19 protein-coding genes and 1 tRNA gene are annotated in these 22,458 nt (G+C 57.0%); 10 read left to right on the top strand and 10 right to left on the bottom strand.

The genetic code is table 11. From position 1 onward, the window contains the following. The first annotated feature begins 10 nt into the window (after positions 1-10). Positions 11-919, top strand: coding sequence for a c-type cytochrome (locus tag ACR3EM_RS12540; RefSeq protein WP_480471019.1), 909 nt, complete (start codon positions 11-13; stop codon positions 917-919). 146 nt (positions 920-1,065) lie between these two features. Here the strand turns inward: ACR3EM_RS12540 and urtE are convergent, their stop codons facing one another. From urtE to ACR3EM_RS12505, 7 genes are all read right to left on the bottom strand, one after another. Next, entirely contained in the window at positions 1,066-1,773 is a 708-nt protein-coding gene (gene urtE, locus ACR3EM_RS12535; protein WP_480471018.1) for an urea ABC transporter ATP-binding subunit UrtE, read from the bottom strand. Next, complete coding sequence (gene urtD / locus ACR3EM_RS12530; protein WP_480471017.1) at positions 1,763-2,503, bottom strand: urea ABC transporter ATP-binding protein UrtD; 741 nt, start codon at positions 2,501-2,503, stop codon at positions 1,763-1,765. Before urtD ends, urtE begins: the two co-directional genes overlap by 11 nt. Further along, positions 2,500-3,762, bottom strand: coding sequence for an urea ABC transporter permease subunit UrtC (gene urtC, locus ACR3EM_RS12525; protein ID WP_480471016.1), 1,263 nt, complete (start codon positions 3,760-3,762; stop codon positions 2,500-2,502). Before urtC ends, urtD begins: the two co-directional genes overlap by 4 nt. Position 3,763: 1 nt before the next feature. Next, positions 3,764-5,719, bottom strand: a complete 1,956-nt coding sequence (gene urtB / locus ACR3EM_RS12520) for an urea ABC transporter permease subunit UrtB (RefSeq protein WP_480471015.1) — start codon at positions 5,717-5,719, stop codon at positions 3,764-3,766. Between the two features lie 65 nt (positions 5,720-5,784). Beyond that, positions 5,785-7,059, bottom strand: a complete 1,275-nt coding sequence (gene urtA / locus ACR3EM_RS12515; protein WP_480471014.1) for an urea ABC transporter substrate-binding protein — start codon at positions 7,057-7,059, stop codon at positions 5,785-5,787. A gap of 287 nt (positions 7,060-7,346) precedes the next feature. Beyond that, positions 7,347-7,733, bottom strand: a complete 387-nt coding sequence (locus ACR3EM_RS12510; RefSeq protein WP_480471013.1) for a hypothetical protein — start codon at positions 7,731-7,733, stop codon at positions 7,347-7,349. Positions 7,734-7,972: 239 nt separating this feature from the next. After that, complete coding sequence (locus ACR3EM_RS12505) at positions 7,973-8,812, bottom strand: LysR family transcriptional regulator (protein WP_480471012.1); 840 nt, start codon at positions 8,810-8,812, stop codon at positions 7,973-7,975. A 144-nt stretch (positions 8,813-8,956) separates the two neighbouring features. Here ACR3EM_RS12505 and ACR3EM_RS12500 point away from each other — a divergent pair, with 144 nt between their 5' ends. Next, positions 8,957-10,267, top strand: coding sequence for an aminotransferase class I/II-fold pyridoxal phosphate-dependent enzyme (locus tag ACR3EM_RS12500; RefSeq protein WP_480471011.1), 1,311 nt, complete (start codon positions 8,957-8,959; stop codon positions 10,265-10,267). A 620-nt stretch (positions 10,268-10,887) separates the two neighbouring features. Here ACR3EM_RS12500 and ACR3EM_RS12495 read toward each other — a convergent pair. Next, positions 10,888-10,977: transfer RNA gene (locus ACR3EM_RS12495), tRNA-Ser, on the bottom strand. 366 nt (positions 10,978-11,343) lie between these two features. Between ACR3EM_RS12495 and ACR3EM_RS12490 the strand changes: the two genes are divergently transcribed. Then, complete coding sequence (locus tag ACR3EM_RS12490) at positions 11,344-12,243, top strand: FecR family protein (protein ID WP_480471010.1); 900 nt, start codon at positions 11,344-11,346, stop codon at positions 12,241-12,243. A gap of 48 nt (positions 12,244-12,291) precedes the next feature. After that, complete coding sequence (locus tag ACR3EM_RS12485) at positions 12,292-14,532, top strand: CHASE2 domain-containing protein (RefSeq protein WP_480471009.1); 2,241 nt, start codon at positions 12,292-12,294, stop codon at positions 14,530-14,532. A gap of 209 nt (positions 14,533-14,741) precedes the next feature. Here ACR3EM_RS12485 and hemC read toward each other — a convergent pair whose 3' ends face one another. After that, positions 14,742-15,698 carry a hydroxymethylbilane synthase gene (gene hemC, locus ACR3EM_RS12480; RefSeq protein ID WP_480471008.1) on the bottom strand — a complete coding sequence of 319 codons (957 nt, stop codon included), beginning with the start codon at positions 15,696-15,698 and terminating at the stop codon, positions 14,742-14,744. A 107-nt stretch (positions 15,699-15,805) separates the two neighbouring features. Between hemC and hemE the strand changes: the two genes are divergently transcribed. Then, positions 15,806-16,840 (top strand): uroporphyrinogen decarboxylase, encoded by a 1,035-nt coding sequence (hemE, locus tag ACR3EM_RS12475; protein WP_480471007.1) that lies wholly within the window; start codon positions 15,806-15,808, stop codon positions 16,838-16,840. Positions 16,841-16,897: 57 nt separating this feature from the next. On the opposite strand, the gene ACR3EM_RS12470 is transcribed toward hemE, so the two are convergent. Continuing rightward, positions 16,898-17,992: a CaiB/BaiF CoA transferase family protein gene (locus ACR3EM_RS12470; RefSeq protein WP_480471006.1), complete on the bottom strand. Its 1,095-nt coding sequence runs from the start codon at positions 17,990-17,992 to the stop codon at positions 16,898-16,900. 138 nt (positions 17,993-18,130) lie between these two features. On the opposite strand from ACR3EM_RS12470, the gene ACR3EM_RS12465 reads away from it, so the two are divergent. The 5 genes from ACR3EM_RS12465 (at position 18,131) to ACR3EM_RS12445 (ending at position 22,458) form a co-directional block, all read left to right on the top strand. Then, positions 18,131-18,646, top strand: coding sequence for an SRPBCC family protein (locus ACR3EM_RS12465; RefSeq protein ID WP_480471005.1), 516 nt, complete (start codon positions 18,131-18,133; stop codon positions 18,644-18,646). 91 nt (positions 18,647-18,737) lie between these two features. After that, positions 18,738-19,667 (top strand): ABC transporter ATP-binding protein, encoded by a 930-nt coding sequence (locus ACR3EM_RS12460; RefSeq protein ID WP_480471004.1) that lies wholly within the window; start codon positions 18,738-18,740, stop codon positions 19,665-19,667. After that, a complete protein-coding gene (locus ACR3EM_RS12455; RefSeq protein WP_480471003.1) occupies positions 19,664-20,425 on the top strand; it encodes an ABC transporter permease in 762 nt (253 codons plus the stop codon). Before ACR3EM_RS12460 ends, ACR3EM_RS12455 begins: the two co-directional genes overlap by 4 nt. A gap of 104 nt (positions 20,426-20,529) precedes the next feature. Continuing rightward, positions 20,530-21,327, top strand: coding sequence for a S49 family peptidase (locus tag ACR3EM_RS12450; protein WP_480471002.1), 798 nt, complete (start codon positions 20,530-20,532; stop codon positions 21,325-21,327). A gap of 168 nt (positions 21,328-21,495) precedes the next feature. Then, a complete protein-coding gene (locus tag ACR3EM_RS12445; RefSeq protein ID WP_480471001.1) occupies positions 21,496-22,458 on the top strand; it encodes a calcium/sodium antiporter in 963 nt (320 codons plus the stop codon).

The following is a 22,458-nucleotide window of genomic DNA, read 5'->3' as shown; positions in this document are numbered from 1 at the left end:
GGCATTGATGGTGCGGCGTTTTGTTCTCTTTGTCGCTGGTGCCGTAGTTTTGGTCGGGTTGGCCGGTTTGGTGCTGACCCGACCTCAAAGATTGGATCAGGTTCAACTGGACGGTATTACTCCCGATCTCGCGAGAGGTGAGGCCGTTTTCTATGCAGCAGGATGTGCATCCTGCCACTCAGCGCCGGACGCGGTTGGAGAGAAAAAGCTTACGCTCGCCGGCGGTCGTCGGTTTGAGACGGATTTCGGCACTTTCATAGCCCCCAATATATCCAGTGATCCATCTGCCGGTATCGGTTCCTGGTCCGCGCTGGATTTAGCCAATGCCCTGATCCATGGGACCGGACCCGAAGGTCAACACTATTACCCAGCATTCCCTTATACATCCTATGCCAACATGAGCGCCGATGATGTTGTATCGCTCCATGCATTCCTCGGCACACTGCCAGCGGTCGCGACCGAAAGCGATGGGCATGAGGTGGGTTTCCCCTTCAGCGTTAGACGAGGGTTGGGAGGATGGAAGCTATTACACCTGGCACCAGGTTGGGCGGTTGAAGGTGATCTGACTGATCAACAAAGACAAGGCCGGTATCTTGTGGAGGCATTGGGGCACTGCGCTGAATGTCATACGCCGCGAAATGGCTTGGGCGGTTTGAAACGAGATCTTTGGCTGACGGGTGCGCCAAACCCAAGCGGGAAAGGTCGCATCCCCGCGTTAACCCCAGACCAGCTTGATTGGTCCGAAGCTGACATAGCTGAATACCTGAAATCTGGCTTCACACCGGATTATGACAGCGCTGGTGGTGAGATGGTTGAAGTTATCGAAAACACATCTCGGCTTACAGATGACGACCGTTTAGCAATTGCCGCCTATTTGAAAGCTGTTCCTGTTTCGTCGACAGGGCTTTCATCCGAGTAACAGTCGTTTGACGCTATGATGTGGGCGCCGGTGTCTACAGTCGGTCTCATGTGATCGACCATATGACTCGCTTCCATTCTTAAGCGCAAATTGCTGAGTATGATGCTGCCGGCTTGGCAGAATGTCGGGTCATTGCTTCAGTGACTTCAAACCGAAACTGCTGATCTTAGTTGTTCCTTACCAATTTGGTTCTTCGAACCTTGCAGATACGGCGTTCCACGCTCCAGAACCAAGAACTCATCGCCTAACGAATAAGCGAACTCAAAAAACTGTTCGACTAAGACAATTGCCATGTCGCCCCGATCCCGCAGCTGGCGAATGACTTCTCCGATCTGCTTGATGATGTTGGGTTGGATACCCTCCGTTGGTTCGTCCAACAGAAGAAGCTTTGGTTTTGTGATCAGCGCGCGCGCGATTGCAAGCTGTTGTTGTTGGCCACCAGACAAGTCACCGCCACGCCGCGAAAGAAACTCTCTGAGGATCGGAAAGAGGTCGAAGATATAGTCGGGGATCGTGTGATCTCTGCGAGACAGGCAGGCATAGCCGGTTTCGAGGTTCTCAAGAACCGTCAAGAACGGGAAAATCTCGCGCCCTTGCGGAACATAAGCCACGCCTTTTCTGGCGAGCTCATAGGATGTGGCGTTATCGATCTCTTCACCGTTCAGCAGGTAGTTACCTCCACTGCGGGGATGCGTGCCAGATATGGCCTTCAACAGGCTCGTTTTGCCGACGCCGTTGGTTCCCATCACGCAGGTCACCTGCCCCTGGCGCGCGGTAACGTCAACGCCGTTCAAGATCTGGCTGCCGCCATAATGCAAAGATAAATCGGAGATTTTCAGAAGGTCAGCGGCCAAGATAAACCTCAATTACTTCTTCGTTCTGGGTGACGTGGTCCAATGACCCTTCGGCGAGAACCGACCCCTCATGCAGCACAGTTACCTTGCAATTGAGGCGACGGACGAATTCCATGTCGTGTTCGACAACGACGACGGCTCGAGTTTTGGCCGCTTCGACAAGAATGTCGGTTGTGTGCTGTCGCTCTGCCGGGGTCATCCCGGCCGCAGGCTCATCCACCAGCAGCAACTGTGGATCTTGAGCCAGCAGCATACCGATCTCGAGCCATTGCTTCTGCCCGTGGCTGAGCTCACCTGCCTTGCGGTCCAGGGCTTGTCGCAGCCCGATTTCCTCGGCCAAAGCGGCGACTTTCTCATGATCTTCCTGGCGCGCCCGGAACCGCAGGACAGCCAACGGCCCGCGCTTGTTTTTCAGGGCAAGCATCAGGTTTTCGCGAACGCTTTGATCTTCGAACACAGTCGGACGCTGGAACTTTCGCCCCACACCAGCCTGGGCGATCTGGCTTTCGCTCATCGACAGCAGCGAGACCGACTTTTCACCCCAAAGAACGTGACCGTCATCAGGCTTGGTCTTGCCGGTGATGATGTCCATGAACGTCGTCTTTCCCGCCCCGTTCGGGCCGATGACAGCGCGCATTTCGGCGGGGCCGATTTGGAACGTCAGGTTGTTGATGGCCTTGAAACCGTCAAAGGCCACGGAAACACCAGAGACTTCGAGAAGCGTGCTCATTCATTCGCCTCCTTTTCGCGCAGCGATCCAAGGTCCGGCCCCAGATCGGCACCGTGTCGGTCAGGCGCACGGCGTTCTGTAAGCTTGTCGATCAGTCCCCCTACACCGCGGGGCGCGAACAGCGTGACCGCGACAAACGAGAACCCAAGCAGAATGGTCCACCAGTCGACCCACTGGATCGTATAAAACCCGAGTGAGATGTCCGGGGCTTGCCCGCCTGTAAACCAAGTGGACAGCAGCGAGACGAAGGCCGCGCCGATGATGGCTCCGTACAGCCTTCCGCGTCCACCGATTGCCACCCAAACGGCGAGGTAGATTGAGGCGATGGGGGCGATTTCAGCCGGGTTGATGATGCCGGCTTGGGGGTAATAGAGGGCCCCGGAAATGCCGCAGATCACGGCGGTGAAAGTGAAGATAAACAGCTTATAGGCCTCGACCGAGTAGCCGAGGAACCGGACACGGCTTTCATCGTCACGTATGGCGCGAATGACCGATCCGAATTTGCCGGACACCACCCATGCGCAGACAAGGTAGCCAAGGCCAAGTGCAAAGGCGGACGCCCAGAAGAACAGGATCGAAACCGTTGACTGCGGCACCGAGTCCAGGCCCGGCAGGTTTTGCAGCCCCGACAAACCGTTGTTCCCGCGCAGCCCGCTGTCGTTCTGGAACAGGTACAGGGACAGCGCCAGCGTCATCGCCTGCGTCAGGATCGACAAGTAAACCCCGGTCACGCGGCTGCGGAACGCCAGCCACCCAAAGACAAGTGCCAGCAGACCGGGAACCAGCACGACGGCAGCCAGTTGTAGTGGCAGTGAATGCGCGATGGCCCAGATCGGGGGAAACTCGGAAGCACCGACAACGCCGAAAATCTGAGTGGCGATGCCATCCGAGATTTCCTGTGCCGTTGGTGGCAAGGCAGAAGCTGCGAGGCTATCGACCACGATAATCTCGGTGCGGGCATACATCAGCCACATGCCGATGGCGTATCCGCCGATGCCAAAGAAGGCCATGTGCCCCAGCGACAGGATACCCGTATAGCCCCACACCAGATCCATCGCCAACGCGGCAAGACACAGGCAGAGCGTCTTACCCAACGTCTTGATAAAGCTGGTGGAAATCAGCCCGATGCCAAACCCTTCGCCCAGGACGGTGATAATTGCCGTAAACAGGGACAGGATGATCAGAAAGATGGCGACAGAGGGATAGCGCAGCACCAGTGGCTTGCGCATCGGCTCGGTTGTGGATGTCACGTCAACCATATCACGCTTCCGCCGCCCGACCTTTGAGCGCGATGATGCCTCGTGGTCGGAATTGAATGAACAGGATGATGAACAGGATCATATAGGTCTGTGCCGCCAGCGTGTTGGACGGGTTAAACCATTCGATCCCCTTTTGCAGCGTTCCAACCATCGTCGCGCCCAGCAGCGTGCCCCAGATGTTGCCGACTCCGCCGACAACGACCGTCATAAAGCTTTGCACGATGTAGTCAGAGCCCATCTCGGATGTAACTTTGGCGTAAAGCCCGATGGCCACGCCAGCGATGCCCGCGATGCCCGAACCCAGGCCGAATGTCAGCATGTTGATCCGGTCCGGGTTGATGCCCATCGAGGACGCCATGCGAGGGTTCTGTGTCACGGCGCGCACCTCCAGCCCCAGCCGGGTCCGATTCATGACGATCAGGAATAGTGCCAGAAACAGCAACGCTAGTACGAATATCGCGATGCGGATGTAGCTGATCGACACGATGTCGTTCAGCACCATCGACCCGTCCAGCCATTCCGGTGCGGTCAGAGGACGCGCTTGCGTGCCGAAGATGTTCTTGGCCAATTGTTGAAGCGCAATCGAGACGCCAAAGGTTGCAAGCAGAGTTTCCAGCGGGCGATGATACAGCCAACGAATGACCAATCGCTCCAGCAGAACTCCGGCCCCGAAGGTCACGAGAAAGGCGCAGGGAATTGCGACAAGGATCGAAAGCGTCAGGTCTGGAATGAACAGCTGTACCGCGTAGCCGGTGTAAGCGCCCATCATGATGAATTCGCCATGGGCCATGTTGATCACCCCCATGACGCCGAAGGTGATCGCAAGACCGATCGCCGCAAGGAAGTAGATCGATGCCAGAGACAGTGCATCCAGCACCAGATCAGCCGTCTGATTCAAAGCGACCTGTGTTTCGATGTTGTCCAGCGCTGCCTGCGCAGCAAGTGCGATCGGCAGAGGGGCCGAGACGTAAACCCGAAAGAACTTATGATTTTGAACGGCTTCGGCAATGTCATCTTGTGTCACCAGCGGGGCCGCAAGACCCTGTTGGGCCAGCACCTGATAGGCGGCCTTTCGTGCGGCGTCCTCGTCCAGGCTCGCCACTTGCACACCGGCGACGGTATCGCCGTTTATGTTGGCGATAAGGGTTTGCTTCATGGTTCCTGAATCTACCGGTTCCGGTGCCAAGCCATTTGCGACAAGCAGGCTATAGGCCTGTTCCTGCGACAGCGCGTCTGATCCGACCTCAATGCCAACCGCCCCATCCGGAACGTCATCCGCGACCTTGATTTCGGATGAAACCAAAGGATTGAGCGTTGCCCGGACATCGACGCTCAGGTCGCCAGCGAAGCTTTCGATGGCAGCTAGTCTTGCGGCCTCATCCTCGTCAAAACGGATCGTCAGCAAACGCTCCAGCCGGTCTTTGCGCGCTTTGAGATCGGCGTCTTGTTCAGCCTCGATTGAACCGCGCAGTGCGGACAGGTGCGACGCCTCGGCGTCTCGCTCGATCGCTGTCAAAGCAACGTCGCGGGTCTTGGGATTGGGGTCGTTCAGTTGAAACTGCACCAGAGCAGAGGCGATCAAACCTCGAATGCCGGAATTTGGCTTGAGTTGTTTATAGCCCTTCTTGTCAACAACCCCGATCTCCGCCCCGTCAGAGACGTCGAAGATCTGCAACCCGCCATCAGCCTTTGAAGCAAAGACAAACAGACCGGTTTCCTTGTTGAACCACATGCCCTTCGCTTGCCAACGCTCCAAGACGGTCTGCGCTTCGGGCAGTCCACTTTGCGCCAACGCGTCAATCGCCGGGCCAATTGTCTTGCGAGAGGATTTCTGGATCACCTCCGCGTAGGACTGCAATACCTGCTGCACCGGGGCGTCTGCGGATTGCGCTTGCAAAAGAGTAGGGACCACAAGGACCAGCAGGGCAAGCACTGCCCGCCTGAACGGAAGCGTCATTTAGGAAGACCTTTGTATTGAGCCTCGGGGCACAAGACGCGCCCCGAGGAATTCAGGTGAAGTCCTTAGTAGTTGGACTTGATCTGCACGCAGCTCTCGGTTTCGGTGTTGTACATACCGCAACCTAGCTCTTTCCAATCCGACACGAGAACGGCGGATTCAGGCAGATAGTCGGTCCAGGCGTCGCCCGGAACTTCTTCGGTCTGGCTGATGATGTCGAACTGACCGTCTTCCTGGATTTCGCCGATCAACACCGGCTTGGCCAAGTGGTGGTTCGGCAGCATCACTGCTGTACCGCCTGTCAGGTTCGGGAATTCCTGACCGTACATAGCGGTCCGAACGGCGTCGACATCGGTGGTTTCAGCAGCCGTCGCCGCGTTCACCCACATGTTGAAGCCAATATAGTGGGCCTCCATCGGGTCGTTGGTCACACGCTCTTCACCCATGCGGGCTTTCCACGCTTCGACCCATGCGTCGTTCGCATCGCTTTCGGCTGATTGGAAGTAGTTCCAAGCCGCCAGATGACCGACGAGGTTTGTCGTATCGAGGCCGGCCAGCTCTTCTTCGCCGACCGAGAAGGCAACAACCGGAATATCGTCAGCCGAGATGCCAGCGGCGGCCAGTTCTTTATAGAAACCAACGTTTGCGTCGCCGTTGATGGTCGAGATTACGCCAACTTTCTTGCCGTCCGCGCCAAGCGCAACCACATCGGCTACGATCTTGGACCAATCCGAATGACCGAATGGCGTGTAGTTGACGAAGATATCTTCTTCCGCGATGCCCTTCTGCTTCAGATAGCTTTCGAGGATGTTGTTCGTGGTCCGTGGGTAAACGTAGTCAGTCCCCAACAGAGCGAATTTTTCAACTTCCAGTTCGTCTAGGAAGTAATCGGTGGCAGGGATCGCCTGCTGGTTCGGTGCGGCACCGGTGTAGAATACGTTTTTCGAGCTTTCTTCACCTTCATACTGAACCGGGTAGAACAGCAGACCGTTCAGTTCTTCGATCACCGGCAGGACTGATTTACGAGATACCGACGTCCAGTTGCCAAAAACAACATCAACTTCATGGACCGTCAGCAGTTCGCGCGCCTTTTCAGCAAACAGCGGCCAGTCAGAGGCCGGGTCAACAACTACAGCCTCAAGTTCGCACCCCAGAAGACCACCGGCTTCGTTTTGTTGTTCGACCAGCATTTCCATTGTGTCTTTCAGCGTGGTTTCCGAAATGGCCATGGTGCCGGACAACGAATGCAATACGCCGACCTTGATTGGGCAATCGGCCAGTGCAGGCAATGAACTGGCCAACAGAACTGCGGCGGTTGTGGTGAGAAGTTTGGTGTGCATCAGCATTTCCTTTTATGCGATGCGCAGCAGGGTTGTTCGGGCCGCTGAAACGTCCCATATACCCCCCTACGCATATTTGCGGTGTGCGAGGGCGTCTTCAGGTTCCTAGGCCGGGCACCTTCGCACATTTTCCAAGCCGTCTTGCGGCGCACCACAGTGCTAAGGCAGATTTACCCGGGCGTCAGAGTCTCATGGCCTGAGTTCTTGGATTGATTCAGAGGACTGCCTAAATTTGCGGCGATGCAGCATGCTCAGCCTAATAATGCGGCGCTGCAGCGAAGCGTCTTTTAAGCGCCGCCCAGGATCAACAGGTTGCACTGATCCAAATATTGCTTGGCAGTTCGGCGTGCTGCGCTTGCCTTTGCCGCATCTGAACCAAAGGTCGCAGTTTGCAATAGACGCGCATGTGCATGCTTGGAATTTACCCTGTGGCTTAAGACCAATTCGGTATTGTCCGCTGTGGCCGTCGCTTCCAGCAAAGACACAAATCCGCCACGGCGCAGTTCATAGTCCTGAGCTTTAGCATCGTTCAACAGCCACGCATGTTCCATTTCGGCTGAAAAGCGGCCCGCGCAGCTTGCAAACGATTTGACCATGTCACTTTCGGCATAAAGTAGTCCAGCAGACATTAAGAAGCATGACATTGAAAGGAAAATTGTTCTCAAAGCGCCCATATCTTAACCATTGCAACTGAAAATGTGCCCGTCAAGGCGGCGCTTATGAAATCAATGACTTGTAGCTTACGGGTTGCTCAGAACCGAGAGGCCCGATCTTCCCAGGTTCAGTGCTTGGTTATTCAGTTTTGCTCTGCACTAACGTTCAAGCTTGTAACAAAATGTCGAAGATGCTGAGCCAGCATTCCATACCGGCTTCAAGACCAAAGTACACACACATGCTATCACCAAATATCTCATCAGTCGGGCTGCGGTTCTTCTTCTTGAAGCAAGTTAACGACTTCATCGATCGCGGGATGTCGTCTCGATTTATGCGGAAGTTCCAGAGCCAGCACCTGGCCAGTTTCGATGCTTTCCTGTGAAACTTTCATAAGGTGCCCGGATCGAAGCGCCTGCTCAACCAGGCAACCATGCCCCATGAGCACGCCCGCGCCAGACTTCGCTTCTTCTAGGGCAAGGGCGTAGAGCGAATATCGCGGTCCCCTCGTCGGCTCACCAACTGAAACACCTGTCGCCTCTGACCAATTTGACCAGTCTTCATGCCACGTCTGATCGTGCAACAGCTGTGCAGACACGAGATCTAGCCCGGCTGACAGATTCGGTGAGCAAACAGGGAGAATTCTGTCTTTCGCCAGCACGATCTGATCCTGGGTTCCACTCGGATCAGAAAAGAACACGGAAAGATCAATTAGCTCTCGCGACAGGCTTGGGGGTTTCTCCATCGCAGTCACTGAGACGCGCAGGTCGGGGCGTTTTTCGCGCAGTTTGCCCAGTCGCGCTGGTAACCACAGCTGCGCTATCGAGGGCAGGGCGGCTATGTGGAAATCCGGGTTAGGCGCCAGATTGCGCAGGCTTTGTGTTGCCGCCGCTAGAAGATCGAAGGCCTCCGTGAACTCTTTCGTCAGCGTCCTCCCTGAGGATGACAACGAGATGCCATGGGCATTTCGTTCGAAAAGCGCAGTTCCGGCCCAAGCCTCCAAGGCCTTGATGTGCTGAGAGACTGCGCCAGCTGTAACGCCCAATTCCTCGGCGGCGGAAACGAAGCTTTCCAGCCTTGCGGCTGCCTCGAAGGCACGCAATGCATTGAGAGGTGGGCCCTTGGGGCGACGGGGTGCAACAGCCACTAATACCAGCCTTAGTTTTTCTAAGCCGAGAAATAGCAAAACTGGTTTGCTTTGTCATGCGATCTGTCCAATCTGGACAAAGCAAAGGAGGGAATTGCGATGACCATAGAAACGAGAAACTGGGTCCCTGCGGACTGTGAAGCCCTTGTCCAGAAGATCGCGACCGACACGTCACGCACCTCTTCCCGGGAACTGCTGGAGCGTATCGAGCATTTGGCGGACCGAAACCGGGAGATCCACGAGCAAGAGTGCTTTAACCTCAATCCCGCGACCAATGTGATGAACCCACGAGCCGAAGCGCTGCTGTCTTCGGGCATTGGGTCTCGGCCCTCGCTTGGGTATCCCGGCGACAAGTACGAAATGGGTCTGGAAGCCATCGAAGAGATCGAGGTCATCGCGGCAGAGCTTTGCGCGGAAGTCTTCGATGCGAAGTTCGCTGAAATCCGTGTGCCATCTGGTGCGATTGCCAATCTCTATGGCTTCATGGCCACCTGCAAAGCGGGTGATACGATCATTGCTCCGCCTGCATCGATCGGCGGGCACGTCACACATCACATCGCGGGATGCGCCGGGTTGTTTGGTTTGCGTACAGTGGATGCACCAACAGATGCTGATGGCTATACTGTCGACCTCGACGCGCTGCGCACGCTTGCGCAAAAGGAGCGTCCCAAGCTGATTACTGTTGGTGGCAGCCTCAATCTTTTTGAGCACCCGGTAAAAGAAGTGCGCGCTATTGCAGATGAAGTCGGCGCCAAGGTTATGTTTGACGCCGCGCATCAATGCGGGGTCATCGCGGGCAAAGCCTGGCGCAATCCGTTGGCCGAAGGGGCGCACTTTATGACCATGAGCACGTATAAGAGCCTAGGTGGCCCTGCGGGTGGTCTAATCGTTACAAATGATGCTGAGATTGCAAAGGCCCTGGACGCCATTGCCTTCCCGGGCATGACAGCAAATTTCGATGCGGCGAAGTCGGCTGCTCTTGCCGTAACGATGCTGGACTGGCGCGACTATGGGCAGAACTACGCCGCCGAGATGATCGCTATGTCCCGAACGTTGGCGCAAAGCCTCGATGCCCAAGGCGTTCCCGTGTTCGCAGGGCGCGAGGGCTTTACCGCGTCTCACCAGTTCGCTGTTCTGGCAGAACGGTTTGGCGGTGGACAAACTGCATCCAAGACCTTGCGCAACGCCGGGTTCCTGGCTTGTGGCATTGGCCTGCCTGCACCGGAAGTTGCAGGTGACATGAATGGCTTGCGTCTGGGCACACCCGAGTTGGTGAGATGGGGCATGACGTCTGATCACGCCGACAGACTAGCTTCTCTGATTGCGCGGGGATTGAAGGGTGAAGCTATTGCCGCCGAAGTGAAGGACTGGCGACGCAGTTTTTCGAGTGTGCACTTTGTTAACCGTTAGAATTGTAGAAATTTTCCACCAATGAATGGGGGTCTGCTTTTTTGCGCAGATTGTGAGTCCGAGCGGCCCCCATTTTGCTCATGCAGCGAGCGGCGGCAATCGTGGACTGCGGCCGCATATCTGGTCTTCAGGCTTCATTGTCTTGTACCTTTCCGTCTTCGAGTATTTGTTTACTTTCTTGACGTTAAGGTATCCGGGAGCTCTCAAGTTGCCCCTACTTCGGCATCAAACTCCAACAGTCTCAAGCTGTATCAATTGACCTCGGCTCCACCGCGAGCCGATACTAGTCATGCGCTAAGAGTTTGCTTAACAACCTCACGCAACTAAAAGCTGCGAATGTGATTTCTCTCGCAAATCCGCTGTTCGGAGTGCTTGCCTGATCTGCTTTACGGGCTGCCCACTCTTGCCCAGTACTTTGCCAAACAGATGTCTTGGGACATTCATTACGAAATAATAGCGGCCTCGATCCAATGTGACGCCGATAGCAGTGTACTCCTTCAAATTCCGCATCCATGCGGGATTTCATGCGGGAAACACTGGCAGGCGCTGGTTAAAGAAACCTTGCGCGCTTGAAAATAATGCGTTTTTTCAGAAGAATGCCCCTGATATGAGCAGTTTAGTGGCGGAGACGAAGGGATTCGAACCCTCGAGACGGTTTCCCGCCTACTCCCTTAGCAGGGGAGCGCCTTCGACCACTCGGCCACGTCTCCGTTGGCCGGTATATCCTTGGCAGTTAACCGGATACAAGGCGATTTTCCATGCCTGGCGTAATTTTCTGAAGATCAAGGGGCAAATCCATCAGAACATGTCCGCTGCATCGACAGAAAGGCCCAGTCTGAAGGTGTCCGAAAGGTGGGTCGTGAAGTGAAAGCTTGCCAAATTCCACGTCTTTAGCGCATATTTGCTTAGATTTAATGCATCGCAAGACAATTTTGGTTTAGCGTACTGAGGTGACAGATATCGGGCGCGGGGTGAGTGTAATCCCCGATGGGTACCTTTTGGGGGAAGGGGACTTGGGTTTGGCTTGGTTGAAGTTGTTATTTGTTTTCATAGTCCTACTTGCGATACCGGCGCCGGTGATTGCGTCAATCGGAAAAGTTCTGAGTGTAAAGCCCGGTGCCGAGATAACTCGCTCCGGCAAGAAAATTCGCCTGCGTGAGGGTATGGATTTAGTGTCGGGGGACACGATCTCGACCAACCGGACGGGCGTTGTTCAGCTGTTGTTTGTCGATGAGACCAAGATTGCGGTGGGTCCGAATGCGCAGATGATTTTAGATGTCTCCATGCTGCGGGGGAATCGTAAGGCCAAGAATTTTACGGTTCAGGCGCTTGGGGGCAGTTTCCGGTTCATCTCGGGCAAAAGCCGCAAGCGGGCCTATTCGATCAAAACGCCGTCGGCCACGATGGCGGTGCGCGGCACTACTTTCGATATGTGGATCACTTCACAACAGCAGAGTGCGATGTTGGTACTCGAGGGGACCGTGCAGATGTGCGGGCGGCGTGGATCGTGTCGGTCGGCAAGTCGGCAATGCAGTATGTTCGCGACCAATTCAGGCGGACAGGTCGGACGACCTGCCGATCAGGCGCAATACGACAAGGCGCTAAAAGGCGGTTTTCCGTTTGTCAGATCTCAGCAGAACTTGTTGCCATCCTTTCAGTTCCGTGCCGAAGGCTGTTCTGACCGAACGGCGAGCGTACCACAAGTTGAACCGTTGCGACCGGACCGGAACCCTGCGGCGCCCCGTGAAGAGGCAACCCGCAGAGAGGTACAGTCGCGCACAGAAGCTCCGGCTCGTCAAAGCGGAGACAATCCCGGGGCGCGGTCGAGCGTAGGCTCGGGCACTTCGTCCGGCGCAGGTGTGAGCTCGGGGGGCGGTTTGAATGTCTCGGCTGATCCTTCCGGAGGCAGCGCTGCCGGATCAGGCGCGCAAGCCACGGCCACTGCAGGTGACGTGACCGCGACTGCGGGATGGTAGGCTAGATCAAGATTTGAGTTCTTTTCCCCCTGCGCCAGGGAGGCGACCGTGGCGGGTAAGATTAAAGACAGAATTGGGCGACGATTGGGATTTAGGCTGGTAGGCCTGGCACTGATCCTGTTGGGTTGCTTCATAAGAGTTCTGGACCCCTATCCCGTGCGCATGTCGCGCTTGATCTACTTCGACATTCTTCAGCGCATTACACCGAGGGAATACAACCCCGAACTGCCGGTTCGGGTTCTGGATATAGACGAGCAATCGCTGGCAAGCTGGGGGCAATGGCCTTGGCCACGCACCTTATTGGCGCAGATGGTCCAGAACCTCGGGGAAAACGGCGCGGCGGCAATTGCCTTTGATATGTTGTTTGTCGAGCCCGATAGATATTCGCCTGCGCGTTTGCTCAATGATCCGGCGCTTGATGGGGTTTTGACCATCGAGAGTCATGCGCAAAAGCTTGATTATGATGTCTTGTTCGGGTTGGAGGTCGCTCACTGGCCGGTCGTGATGGGCACCGCCGCACGAACGTCTCAGGAAGGAAGCAAAGTACGCGCGAAAGCCGGTATCGTCGAGATCGGTGAAAACCCGACGGCGGGCTTGGTCTCGGTGCCTTACTGGACGCCAATTGCCCCGCCGCTGGACCGCAGTGCGGCCGGAATCGGTGGCGTCAATGTCTCACCCATCGGCGGAATGGGGGTCGTGCGGCGGGTTCCGGCACTGTGGGGCGGACCGGATGGAGCGTTGCCGGGTTTGGGCATCGAAGCTCTGAGGATTGCTCTGGATGCGCCCTATATTCTGGTCGAGGGTTCTTCGGACGAGGAGGGGATCGTCCTTGCGATCGAGATCGGGGAATTTCGATTGCCAACAACCGAAAATGGCGAGGTTTGGGTCAGGTACAGGCGAGATCAGCCAGATTTGTACCTGTCAGCCGACGCAATCATGCAGAACCCGGATGACCCCGCGCTGCGTTCGGAAATCGAGGGCCGCATTATTCTGGTAGGCACATCCGCCGCGGGTCTGTTTGATATGCACCAAACCCCGTTGGGTGAATCGGTGCCGGGCGTGTCGATCCATGCGCAGATACTTGAACAGATACTGGCAGGTGAGATGCTCAGCAGATCGGATGTTACCTCTGCCCTTGAGCTGTTATCCTTTATTCTGCTGGGCCTCATCGTCATCGGAGTAATGTCCAGTTTCGGTGCGGTAGCCTCATTCATAGCCGGCGGCGTCGCGGCGGCGGTAGTGATCGCGATCAGTTGGCTGGCGTTCTACAACCAATCCGTTCTGTTTGACGCCACATTCCCGCTGGCCGGGGGGATGGCGAATTTCGGATTGCTGGCGGGATACTTGTTCGCCTCGACCGAGCGCGAGAAGCGCGTGATCAGACAGACATTCTCGCACTATGTGGCGCCAGAGATTCTGGATGAAATGGAGGCCAACGGTCATCAATTGCAGCTGGGTGGTGAATCGCAGGAGATCACCGTGATGTTCTCGGACATCCGCGGATTTACCCCTCTGTCCGAGTCGGTTTCGGCCACCGATCTCGTGGCTTTGCTGAACGAGTTGTTCTCGAAAATCGGCGACCAGATTCTGGATGAACGCGGCACAATCGACAAATTCATAGGTGACGCGGTGATGGCGTTTTGGAATGCGCCTCTACCGGTCGAAGATCACCCTTGTCGCGCCGCCTGGGCGGCACTGAAAATGCGCGCGGCATTGCGGGGGTTTAATGCCTCACCCATCATGCGAGGCCGTCCGGAAATCGCTTTGGCTACGGGATGCGCAACGGGATCGGCATGTGTTGGCAATATCGGATCGCGCAGCCGTTTCAACTATACGGTGATAGGCGATGTAGTGAATGTTGCGGCCAGAATCGAACAGAATTGCCGCCACGTGGATTACGATATCCTTGTGTCCCAGAGCGTACAGCAGGTAGCGCGATCCGATCTGGCGCTGTTGGAAGCAGGGTATGTCGACCTGAAGGGCAAAAGCGAACCCGAACCGGTTTTTGTTCTGGTTGGTGATAAGGCGCTGGCCGAGACTGAAGAGTTTGTAGCTCTGACGCGTGCTCATGATCGATTATTGACTGCCATACGCGAGCGTGCGCCTCAGCTTGCTATCGCAGATCTGTGTGACGGTTGCGCCGCTTTGGCACCAAGTGTTGAACCCGGCCTTGTAGGCTTCTATCGGTCTTTGCTTGGTCGCACGGTGGATTTCCGGGCCGAGCCGCAGGCTGAACTGGTAGTGTTCAGTCACCACAGCGCTGCGGGGCAGCTCGCCGAACAAAAATGAAAACGGGACGCAGTTGGATATCAACCGCGCCCCGCTTCAATCGGAAAGAAAGACCAATCTCGCCCCCTCGAATACTATCTAAAACAATACGGGCTAAAACTTTCGATATATTCGAGACTGACCTTCTATCCTCATCGGAATGAACTCATACTGCACCACCATTGCGCGAGCGACAGTGAAGCAGTTCACATTAACGAGAAATTCTTAAATTAACGCCAGTCGAAGAACCCGGGGCCAACCTGTTTCAACAAGGATTCGGCCATGGCGCGGCCCAGTTCGTGCCCGTTTTCGACGGGGCTTGTGGCCTCTTCGCTGATCGATTCGGACCCATCGGGGCGCAGCACTTCGCCGCGCAGGTGCAACTGGCCGTCCCGGACTTCCGCCAACCCGGCAATCGGAGTTTCGCAGGACCCATCCAGCCCCGCAAGAAGGCTGCGCTCTGCCGCGAGGCGCTGACTGGTTTCGATATCGTGGATGGCTTCCAACATCTGACCGGCGCGACTGTCGTCGCTGCGCCGTTCGATCCCGATGGTGCCTTGCGCAATAGCAGGTAGCATGTCCTCAGGCGCAATCGCGGTGGCCGGGACCTCGGACATTTGCAACCGACGCAATCCGGCCATCGCCAGAAATGTGCAATCCGCAACGCCATCGGCCAGTTTCTTCAACCGGGTCTGCACATTACCGCGGAACTCGACCACCTTCAGATCGGGGCGTCGGTTCAGCAACTGTGCCCGGCGTCGCAACGATGAGGTGCCGACCACAGCGCCTTGCGGCAGATCGTGGATTGAACTTAGGCTCGGTGAGATAAAGGCATCGCGCACATCTTCGCGCGGCAGGAAAGTATCCAACACCAGCCCTTCGGGTTGTTCCACCGGCATGTCTTTGGTCGAATGAACTGCGATATCGATTTCACGCTTCAACATCGCTTCTTCGATTTCCTTGGTGAAGAGGCCCTTGTTGCCGATCTCTTTCAGCGGGCGGTCCGCATCAATCATGGCGCGGTTATCGCCTGTGGTTTTGATCACCACGATCTCGAAAGCCTCTTCAGGCAGATCAAAAGCTTTTCCCAGGCGCGCGCGCGTTTCATAGGCTTGCGCCAGCGCGAGAGGCGATCCACGGGTGCCGATTTTCAGTGGCGATGCGGGGGTTGGCAATGTCAAAGTCATGGCCACAGCTTTAGTCGCGTCACATTGCCCTGACAATGGGGGCAGAGCTTGACAAATTGCCACTGAGGCCCGACGCGTGGCGGCAGACCAAAAGATTGGGGGCAGGTATGGCCGAGACAAAGAAACTGCTACGAGCACTGGCGGGAGAAGTTCAGGACGTTCCGCCGATTTGGATGATGCGCCAGGCGGGGCGCTATCTGCCCGAGTATCGCGCCACCCGCGCGCAGGCCGGTGATTTCCTGTCACTCTGCTATAATCCGGAACTGGCGGCAGAAGTCACCTTGCAGCCAATCCGCCGGTATGGGTTTGATGCAGCGATTCTGTTTGCCGATATTCTGCTGGTTCCGCAGGCCCTGGGTGCTGACCTGTGGTTCGTCACCGGCGAAGGTCCGCGTCTGTCCACGATCACGCAGCAAACGGATTTTGATGCGCTGAAGCCAGTCGAGGACATTCATGAAACCCTTTCGCCGGTTTATGAGACGGTTCGTATCTTGTCGCGGGAATTGCCGTCCGAGACGACTCTGATCGGATTCGCGGGCGCGCCGTGGACTGTGGCCACCTATATGATTGCAGGGCGCGGAACGCCGGATCAGGGCCCTGCCCATGCGTTGCGTGAGGAAAACACGGCATTGTTCGAGGCCCTGCTGGATCGGATCACAGCGGCGACGATCGAGTATCTGTCTGCTCAAATCGAAGCAGGCGCTGAGGTGGTGAAGATCTTCGACAGCTGGGCCGGATCGCTGAAAGGTGAGGCGTTTCAGAAATACGCGGTTGAGCCCTGTCGTGAAATCACGCAGGCGATCAAAGCGCGCCACCCGGGCATTCCTGTGATCGGCTTCCCACGCGAAGCAGGCGATGGCTATGTAGGTTTCGCCAAGGCCACCGGTGTGGATTGCGTGGCACTGGACAATTCTGTTTCGCCAGATTGGGCGGCTGAGCATGTGCAGGTCGATGGCTGCGTACAGGGAAACCTTGCCTCGTCCCATATGGTGACAGGTGGGCCGGCGCTGGTGGACGAGACGCGCCGGATTGTCGAGGCGTTTTCGAAGGGCCCGCATATTTTCAATCTGGGGCACGGGATAACGCCGGATGCGGATCCTGAGAATGTTCAGTTGATGATTGATACGGTGCGCGGGCGATAAGCGGGTGAGGGGGCCAGCCCCCTCTTGGCCTGCAGCCAATTCACCCCCGGGATATTTTTAGCCAGATGAAGCGGGCGGGAGGTCGTTCAGAACGTCCTGCGTATGCTCTCCGCGTTTGGGACTTGGTTTGGGGTGCCAATGATGGGTCGAGAACCGCGGAGCGGCGGCGGCCTGTCTCGTGCCGTCGGGGTCGATCCATGTTTGGCGCGCGGTGTTCATCGGATGGACCAGCGCTTCTTCAGGTGACAAGACGGGGGCTACGCACGCGTCGCTGCCTTGAAACAGGTCTGCCCAATGGTCGCGGGGTTTTGTGGCGAAGAGGTCTGTGAGGCGTTCTGTTAGGCGGGGCCAGGCGCGGCGGTCGTATTGTTTCGCAAACTCAGCGTCTTCAGAGAGGCCGAGTTGTTCGAGAAAGCAGGCGTAGAATTTGGGCTCCAGGCATTGTACCGAAATGTGCCCGCCGTCAGCGCATGTGTAGACGCGGCTCCAGTGGGGGCCGTCCAGCAAGCTTTGGCCACGTGTGTCCGAGATGTTTCCAGTTTGCCGCAAGCTCATCAGCAGGTTCATCATATGGGCCGAGCCGTCATAGATTGCGGCATCGACCACTGTACCGATGCCGGCGTTTTTTGCGTTGATCAAACCGGCCAACAAACCGGCCACCAGATACATGGCTCCGCCTCCGATATCGCCAACCAGCGTGGCGGGCGTCTGGGGTGGTTGATCTGGCTGGGATGCGTACCAAAGCGCCCCTGACAGGGCGATATAGTTCAGATCGTGGCCTGCGGTCTTGGACAGGGGCCCGTCTTGCCCCCAGCCTGTCATCCGGCCATAGACCAGTGCTGGGTTGAGGTGATGGCAAGGTTCAGGGCCGAGCCCAAGCTTCTCCATCACGCCGGGGCGGAAACCTTCGATCAGCGCGTCAGCGGTGGCGATCAGGTGTTTTGCGGTGTTCAAGTCCTCCTGATCCTTGAGGTCCAGCGCGATGGACCGTTTGCCACGATCCAAGAGGGAGCATTCGGGCATGCCGGGGGTGATTGCACCACCTTTGCGGTGAATGGTGATCACATCAGCCCCCATATCTGCCAGCGTCATGGCGGCGAACGGGGCGGGGCCGAGCCCTTCGAATTCGATGATACGCAAACCTGCCAGCATGGTGTCCTCCTGCGCGACAGGGTTTCGTCATGGGATATCAAATGCAAGCGGAGAATGCGCCGGGCCGTTGCAAATGGGTTGCTTGCGTCGTCGTTTCAGGGCTAGGTCGGTCGTAGTATTGTAAGAGAGGATTGCCAGATGCAGCTTAACGACACGCGTGAGATTCAAGCTCCGACTGCCGCTGTTTACAGTGCCTTGCTGGACCCCGAAGTGCTGAAAGCCTGCATCGGTGGCGCGCAAGAGATCACCGGCAATCCGACAGACGGTTATCAGGCCACCGTTGTGCAAAAGGTCGGCCCGGTGAAGGCGACCTTCAAGGGTACAGTCACCATGTCCGATATGGTCGAGCCTGAGCGCTTGACTATCGCAGGCGAGGGCAAAGGCGGTGCGGCGGGCTTTGCCAAAGGCAGCGCCCAAGTGACGCTGGCGGCCAACGACGCGGGCGGAACTGCTTTGACATATGAGGTCGAGGCGAAAGTGGGGGGCAAGCTGGCGCAGCTGGGCAGCCGTCTGATCGATGGGTTTGCCAAAAAGATGGCCGATCAGTTCTTTGCCAATCTGCAAGCCCATTTCGATGATCCTGAACCAGAAGGCGACGCGTCGGAAGAGGAAGCTAAGCCGGGTTGGCTGGGGCGTTTGACGGGCCGCGACTAATCTCTGCGCTGGCGCGCAGGGCTCTGTGCGTGATGGGGCTGTTCCCTGTTGATCTGGCGCGATAGGTTGTAGGGCCAGAACGAGGGACCGCATGACAACCATTCTATCCATCCGGGATTTGCGCAAATCCTATGCCGATGGCTTTGAAGCGCTGAAAGGCGTGACGCTGGACATCGAAGAAGGCGAGATCCTGGCACTGCTGGGACCGAACGGCGCGGGTAAGACCACACTGATTTCGACCGTGTGCGGGATTACCACGCCGACTTCTGGGTCGGTGACGGTGGGCGGCCATGACATTCAGACGGATTTCCGGGCGGCGCGCAAGATGATCGGTCTGGTACCGCAGGAAATCGCATTGGAGCCGTTCGAAAAGGTCTGGAACACCGTTCGGTTCTCGCGCGGCCTATTCGGCCACGGGCGCGATAACGCGCGGATCGAAGAAATTCTGCGCAAGCTGTCGCTGTGGGACAAGCGGCGCAATGCGATCAAGGAGTTGTCGGGCGGCATGAAACGCCGGGTGCTGATCGCCAAGGCGCTGGCGCATGAGCCGCGCGTGCTGTTTCTGGATGAGCCCACCGCCGGCGTGGATGTCGAGCTGCGCAAGGATATGTGGGAGATCGTGGCCGAGCTGAAGCAGGCTGGCGTTACCATCATTCTGACCACCCACTACATCGAAGAAGCCGAGGCGATTGCCGACCGCGTCGGCGTCATCGACAAGGGTGAGCTTCTGCTGGTGCAGGACAAGGACACCCTTATGGCGCAGATGGGCAAGAAGCAGATCGAAGTGATGCTGACCGACCCGATCCCAGCCATTCCCGACAGCCTCTCGGAACATCAGCTGACGCTGAACGGCGAGGGGGACGTGCTGATCTACACCTATGACACTAACGCAGAACGCACGGGTATCACCACGCTGCTGAACGATGTGGCGCAGGCCGGGCTGGTGCTGCGCGATGTGCAGACACGGCAGTCGAGCCTTGAAGAGATCTTCGTCAATCTTGTCTCGGGAGAGCCCGCATGAACTGGTCCGCCATTGCCGCCATCTATCGGTTCGAAATGGCCCGGTTCTTCCGCACTCTGGCGCAGAGCTTTCTGTCGCCGGTCCTGTCCACCTCGCTCTATTTCGTGGTCTTTGGGACCGCTATCGGTAGTCGTATCCAGGAGGTCGAGGGCGTATCCTATGGTGCCTTCATTGTGCCGGGGCTGATTATGCTGTCGGTGGTGATGTTGGCGATCTCGAACGCGTCGTTCGGTATCTACTTCCCGAAATTTCTGGGCACGATCTATGAACTGCTGTCTGCGCCGATCAATTTCATCGAGATCGTTATCGGCTATGTCGGCGCAGCGGCGACCAAGGCGCTGTTTGTCGGCGTGGTGATTCTGATCACGGCCACATTCTTCGTTGAGATACGAATCGAGCATCCATTGGCGATGGTGGCCTTTCTGGTTCTGACCTGCCTCAGCTTTTCCCTTCTGGGGTTCATCGTCGGCATCTGGGCCAGCAATTTCGAACAGATGTCGCTGATCCCGCAGCTGGTCGTTACGCCTTTGATCTTCCTCGGAGGGACGTTTTATTCCATCTCAATGCTGCCACCTGTCTGGCAGACGATCACGTTGTTCAATCCTGTCGTTTACCTGATTTCTGGCTTCCGCTGGTCCTTCTACGGTATCGCGGATGTCCCGATATTCTGGAGCCTGTTGGCTATTCTCGGCTTTACCGGATTGTGTCTGGCGGTGATCGGCTGGATCTTCAAAACCGGTTGGCGTATCCGCAGCTAGTGCGTTGCATTTTTGCCGATTGGGTGTGTGAAATTGGTTCACGTCGCGTTTATGGCCCTTCGGGTCTCTTGTTAACGGGCCGAGCGCGCTCTACATCGGCTTCCATGAAGCTGAGCGTGCCGTTCCTGAAAAAACAGCCTGTCGTGGCCGTGGTCCGTCTGTCTGGCGCTATCGGAGTGGCCGGGCGCGGATCGATGAATGCCACCTCGCTTGCGCCGGTTCTGGACAAAGCTTTTCGCAAAGGCAAGCCCGCGGCAGTCGCGCTTGAGGTCAACTCGCCCGGTGGATCACCGGTTCAAAGCTCGCTGATCGGGGCGCGCATCCGGCGTCTTGCGGATGAGCTAAACATCCCCGTCTATGCTTTTGTCGAAGATGTCGCCGCCTCTGGAGGCTATTGGCTGGCCGCCGCTGCAGATGAGATTTATGCCGATGATAGCTCGGTTCTGGGGTCGATCGGTGTGATTTCATCGGGGTTCGGCGCGCATGTCTTTCTGGCGCGTCAGGGGTTTGAGCGGCGCGTCCATACGGCGGGCCAATCAAAGTCGATGCTCGATCCGTTTGCTCCGGAGAAGAAAGAGGACGTCGCGCGGCTGAAGCGGCTATTGGATGACATCCACGAGAACTTCATCACGCATGTAAAGTCCCGCCGAGGGGGCAAGCTGGATGAAAATCAGGATTTGTTTACTGGCGAAGTGTGGTTGGCCCGGCGGGCGCAGGAATTGGGTCTGATCGACGGCATTGGTCATCTCAAGCCCAAGATGCAGGACCGTTTTGGTGAAAAGGTTAAATTCCGCCGTTACGGTTTGAAGAAACCAATCTGGTCGCGCTTTGGGGCCCGGATGGCGCAGGACGCCATCGCCGGGCTAGAGGAGCGGGCGGCCTACGCGCGTTTCGGTCTGTAAAGTGATCATCAAGGCCGTTACCCTGTTCCTGGTCGGTATGGCCGTCTTGGCGATGTTCGGGAAGCTGCGCTTTCCCGGTCAAAAGCGTTTGAACTCGGCTAGATGTACGCGATGCGGAAGATTCAGAATCGGCAAAGGCCCGTGTGCCTGTGAAAAAGGAGGCCGTTCATGACAGCATGGCTGTTATCCGGCCTCGGCCTGCTGATCCTGCTGCTGGCAGGCGATGCACTGGTGCGCGGCGCCGTGAACCTCAGCCTGCGTCTGGGGGTGCCCGCGCTGATCGTCAGCCTGACCATTGTGGCTTTCGGGACATCCGCCCCCGAGCTGTTGATTGCCATCAGCGCGATCAAGGAAAACGCGCCCGGAATTGCGCTTGGCAACGTGGTCGGGTCGAATACGGCGAATATTCTGCTGGTTCTCGGTGTGCCTGCCCTGTTGGCCACCCTGCACACAAGCGAATGTGACAGCCGCAAGAACTATGTCTTCATGCTGCTGGCATCGGTTCTGTTCATTGGGCTGGCTTTCTGTGGTGTGTTTAACCTGTTCAGCGGGGCAATCTTGCTTGCCGCGCTGACACTGGTTCTCTGGAATGCCTTCCGTGAGGCGCGTGCCCACCGCAAAGCCTGTGGAGAAGCCTGCGCCGATGACGATGATTTGGATGGCCTGGAAGAGGCCGACCCCGACATGCCCTATTGGAAGATTTCCATTTATCTGGTGCTGGGGCTGATCGGTTTGCCCATGGGGGCGCATCTGCTGGTCGACAACGCGACGGTGATCGCCCGCACCTACGGTGTAAGCGAAACCGTGATCGGACTGACGCTGATCGCGGTCGGGACATCCCTGCCCGAGCTTGCGACCACAGTGATGGCGGCATTGCGCAGACAGGCTGATGTGGCGCTTGGCAATGTGATCGGGTCGAACATGTTCAACCTGCTCGCCATTGTCGGCATCGCCACCTTGTTTGGCCGCATTCCTGTCGACCCGGAGTTTCTGGAATTTGATCTGTGGGTCATGCTGGGCGCATCCCTGCTGCTTATCCCTTTTGTGTTCTTCAAGAAGGACATCACGCGTGGTTGGGGAATGTTGTTGACAGTTCTGTATGCGGTCTATGTCATCTCTCTGTTGGCGTAA

This window comes from Ruegeria sp. AH3 (genome assembly GCF_056536265.1).
Note: the sequence above shows the minus strand (reverse complement) of the source record. Positions and strands in the feature narration are given on the sequence as shown.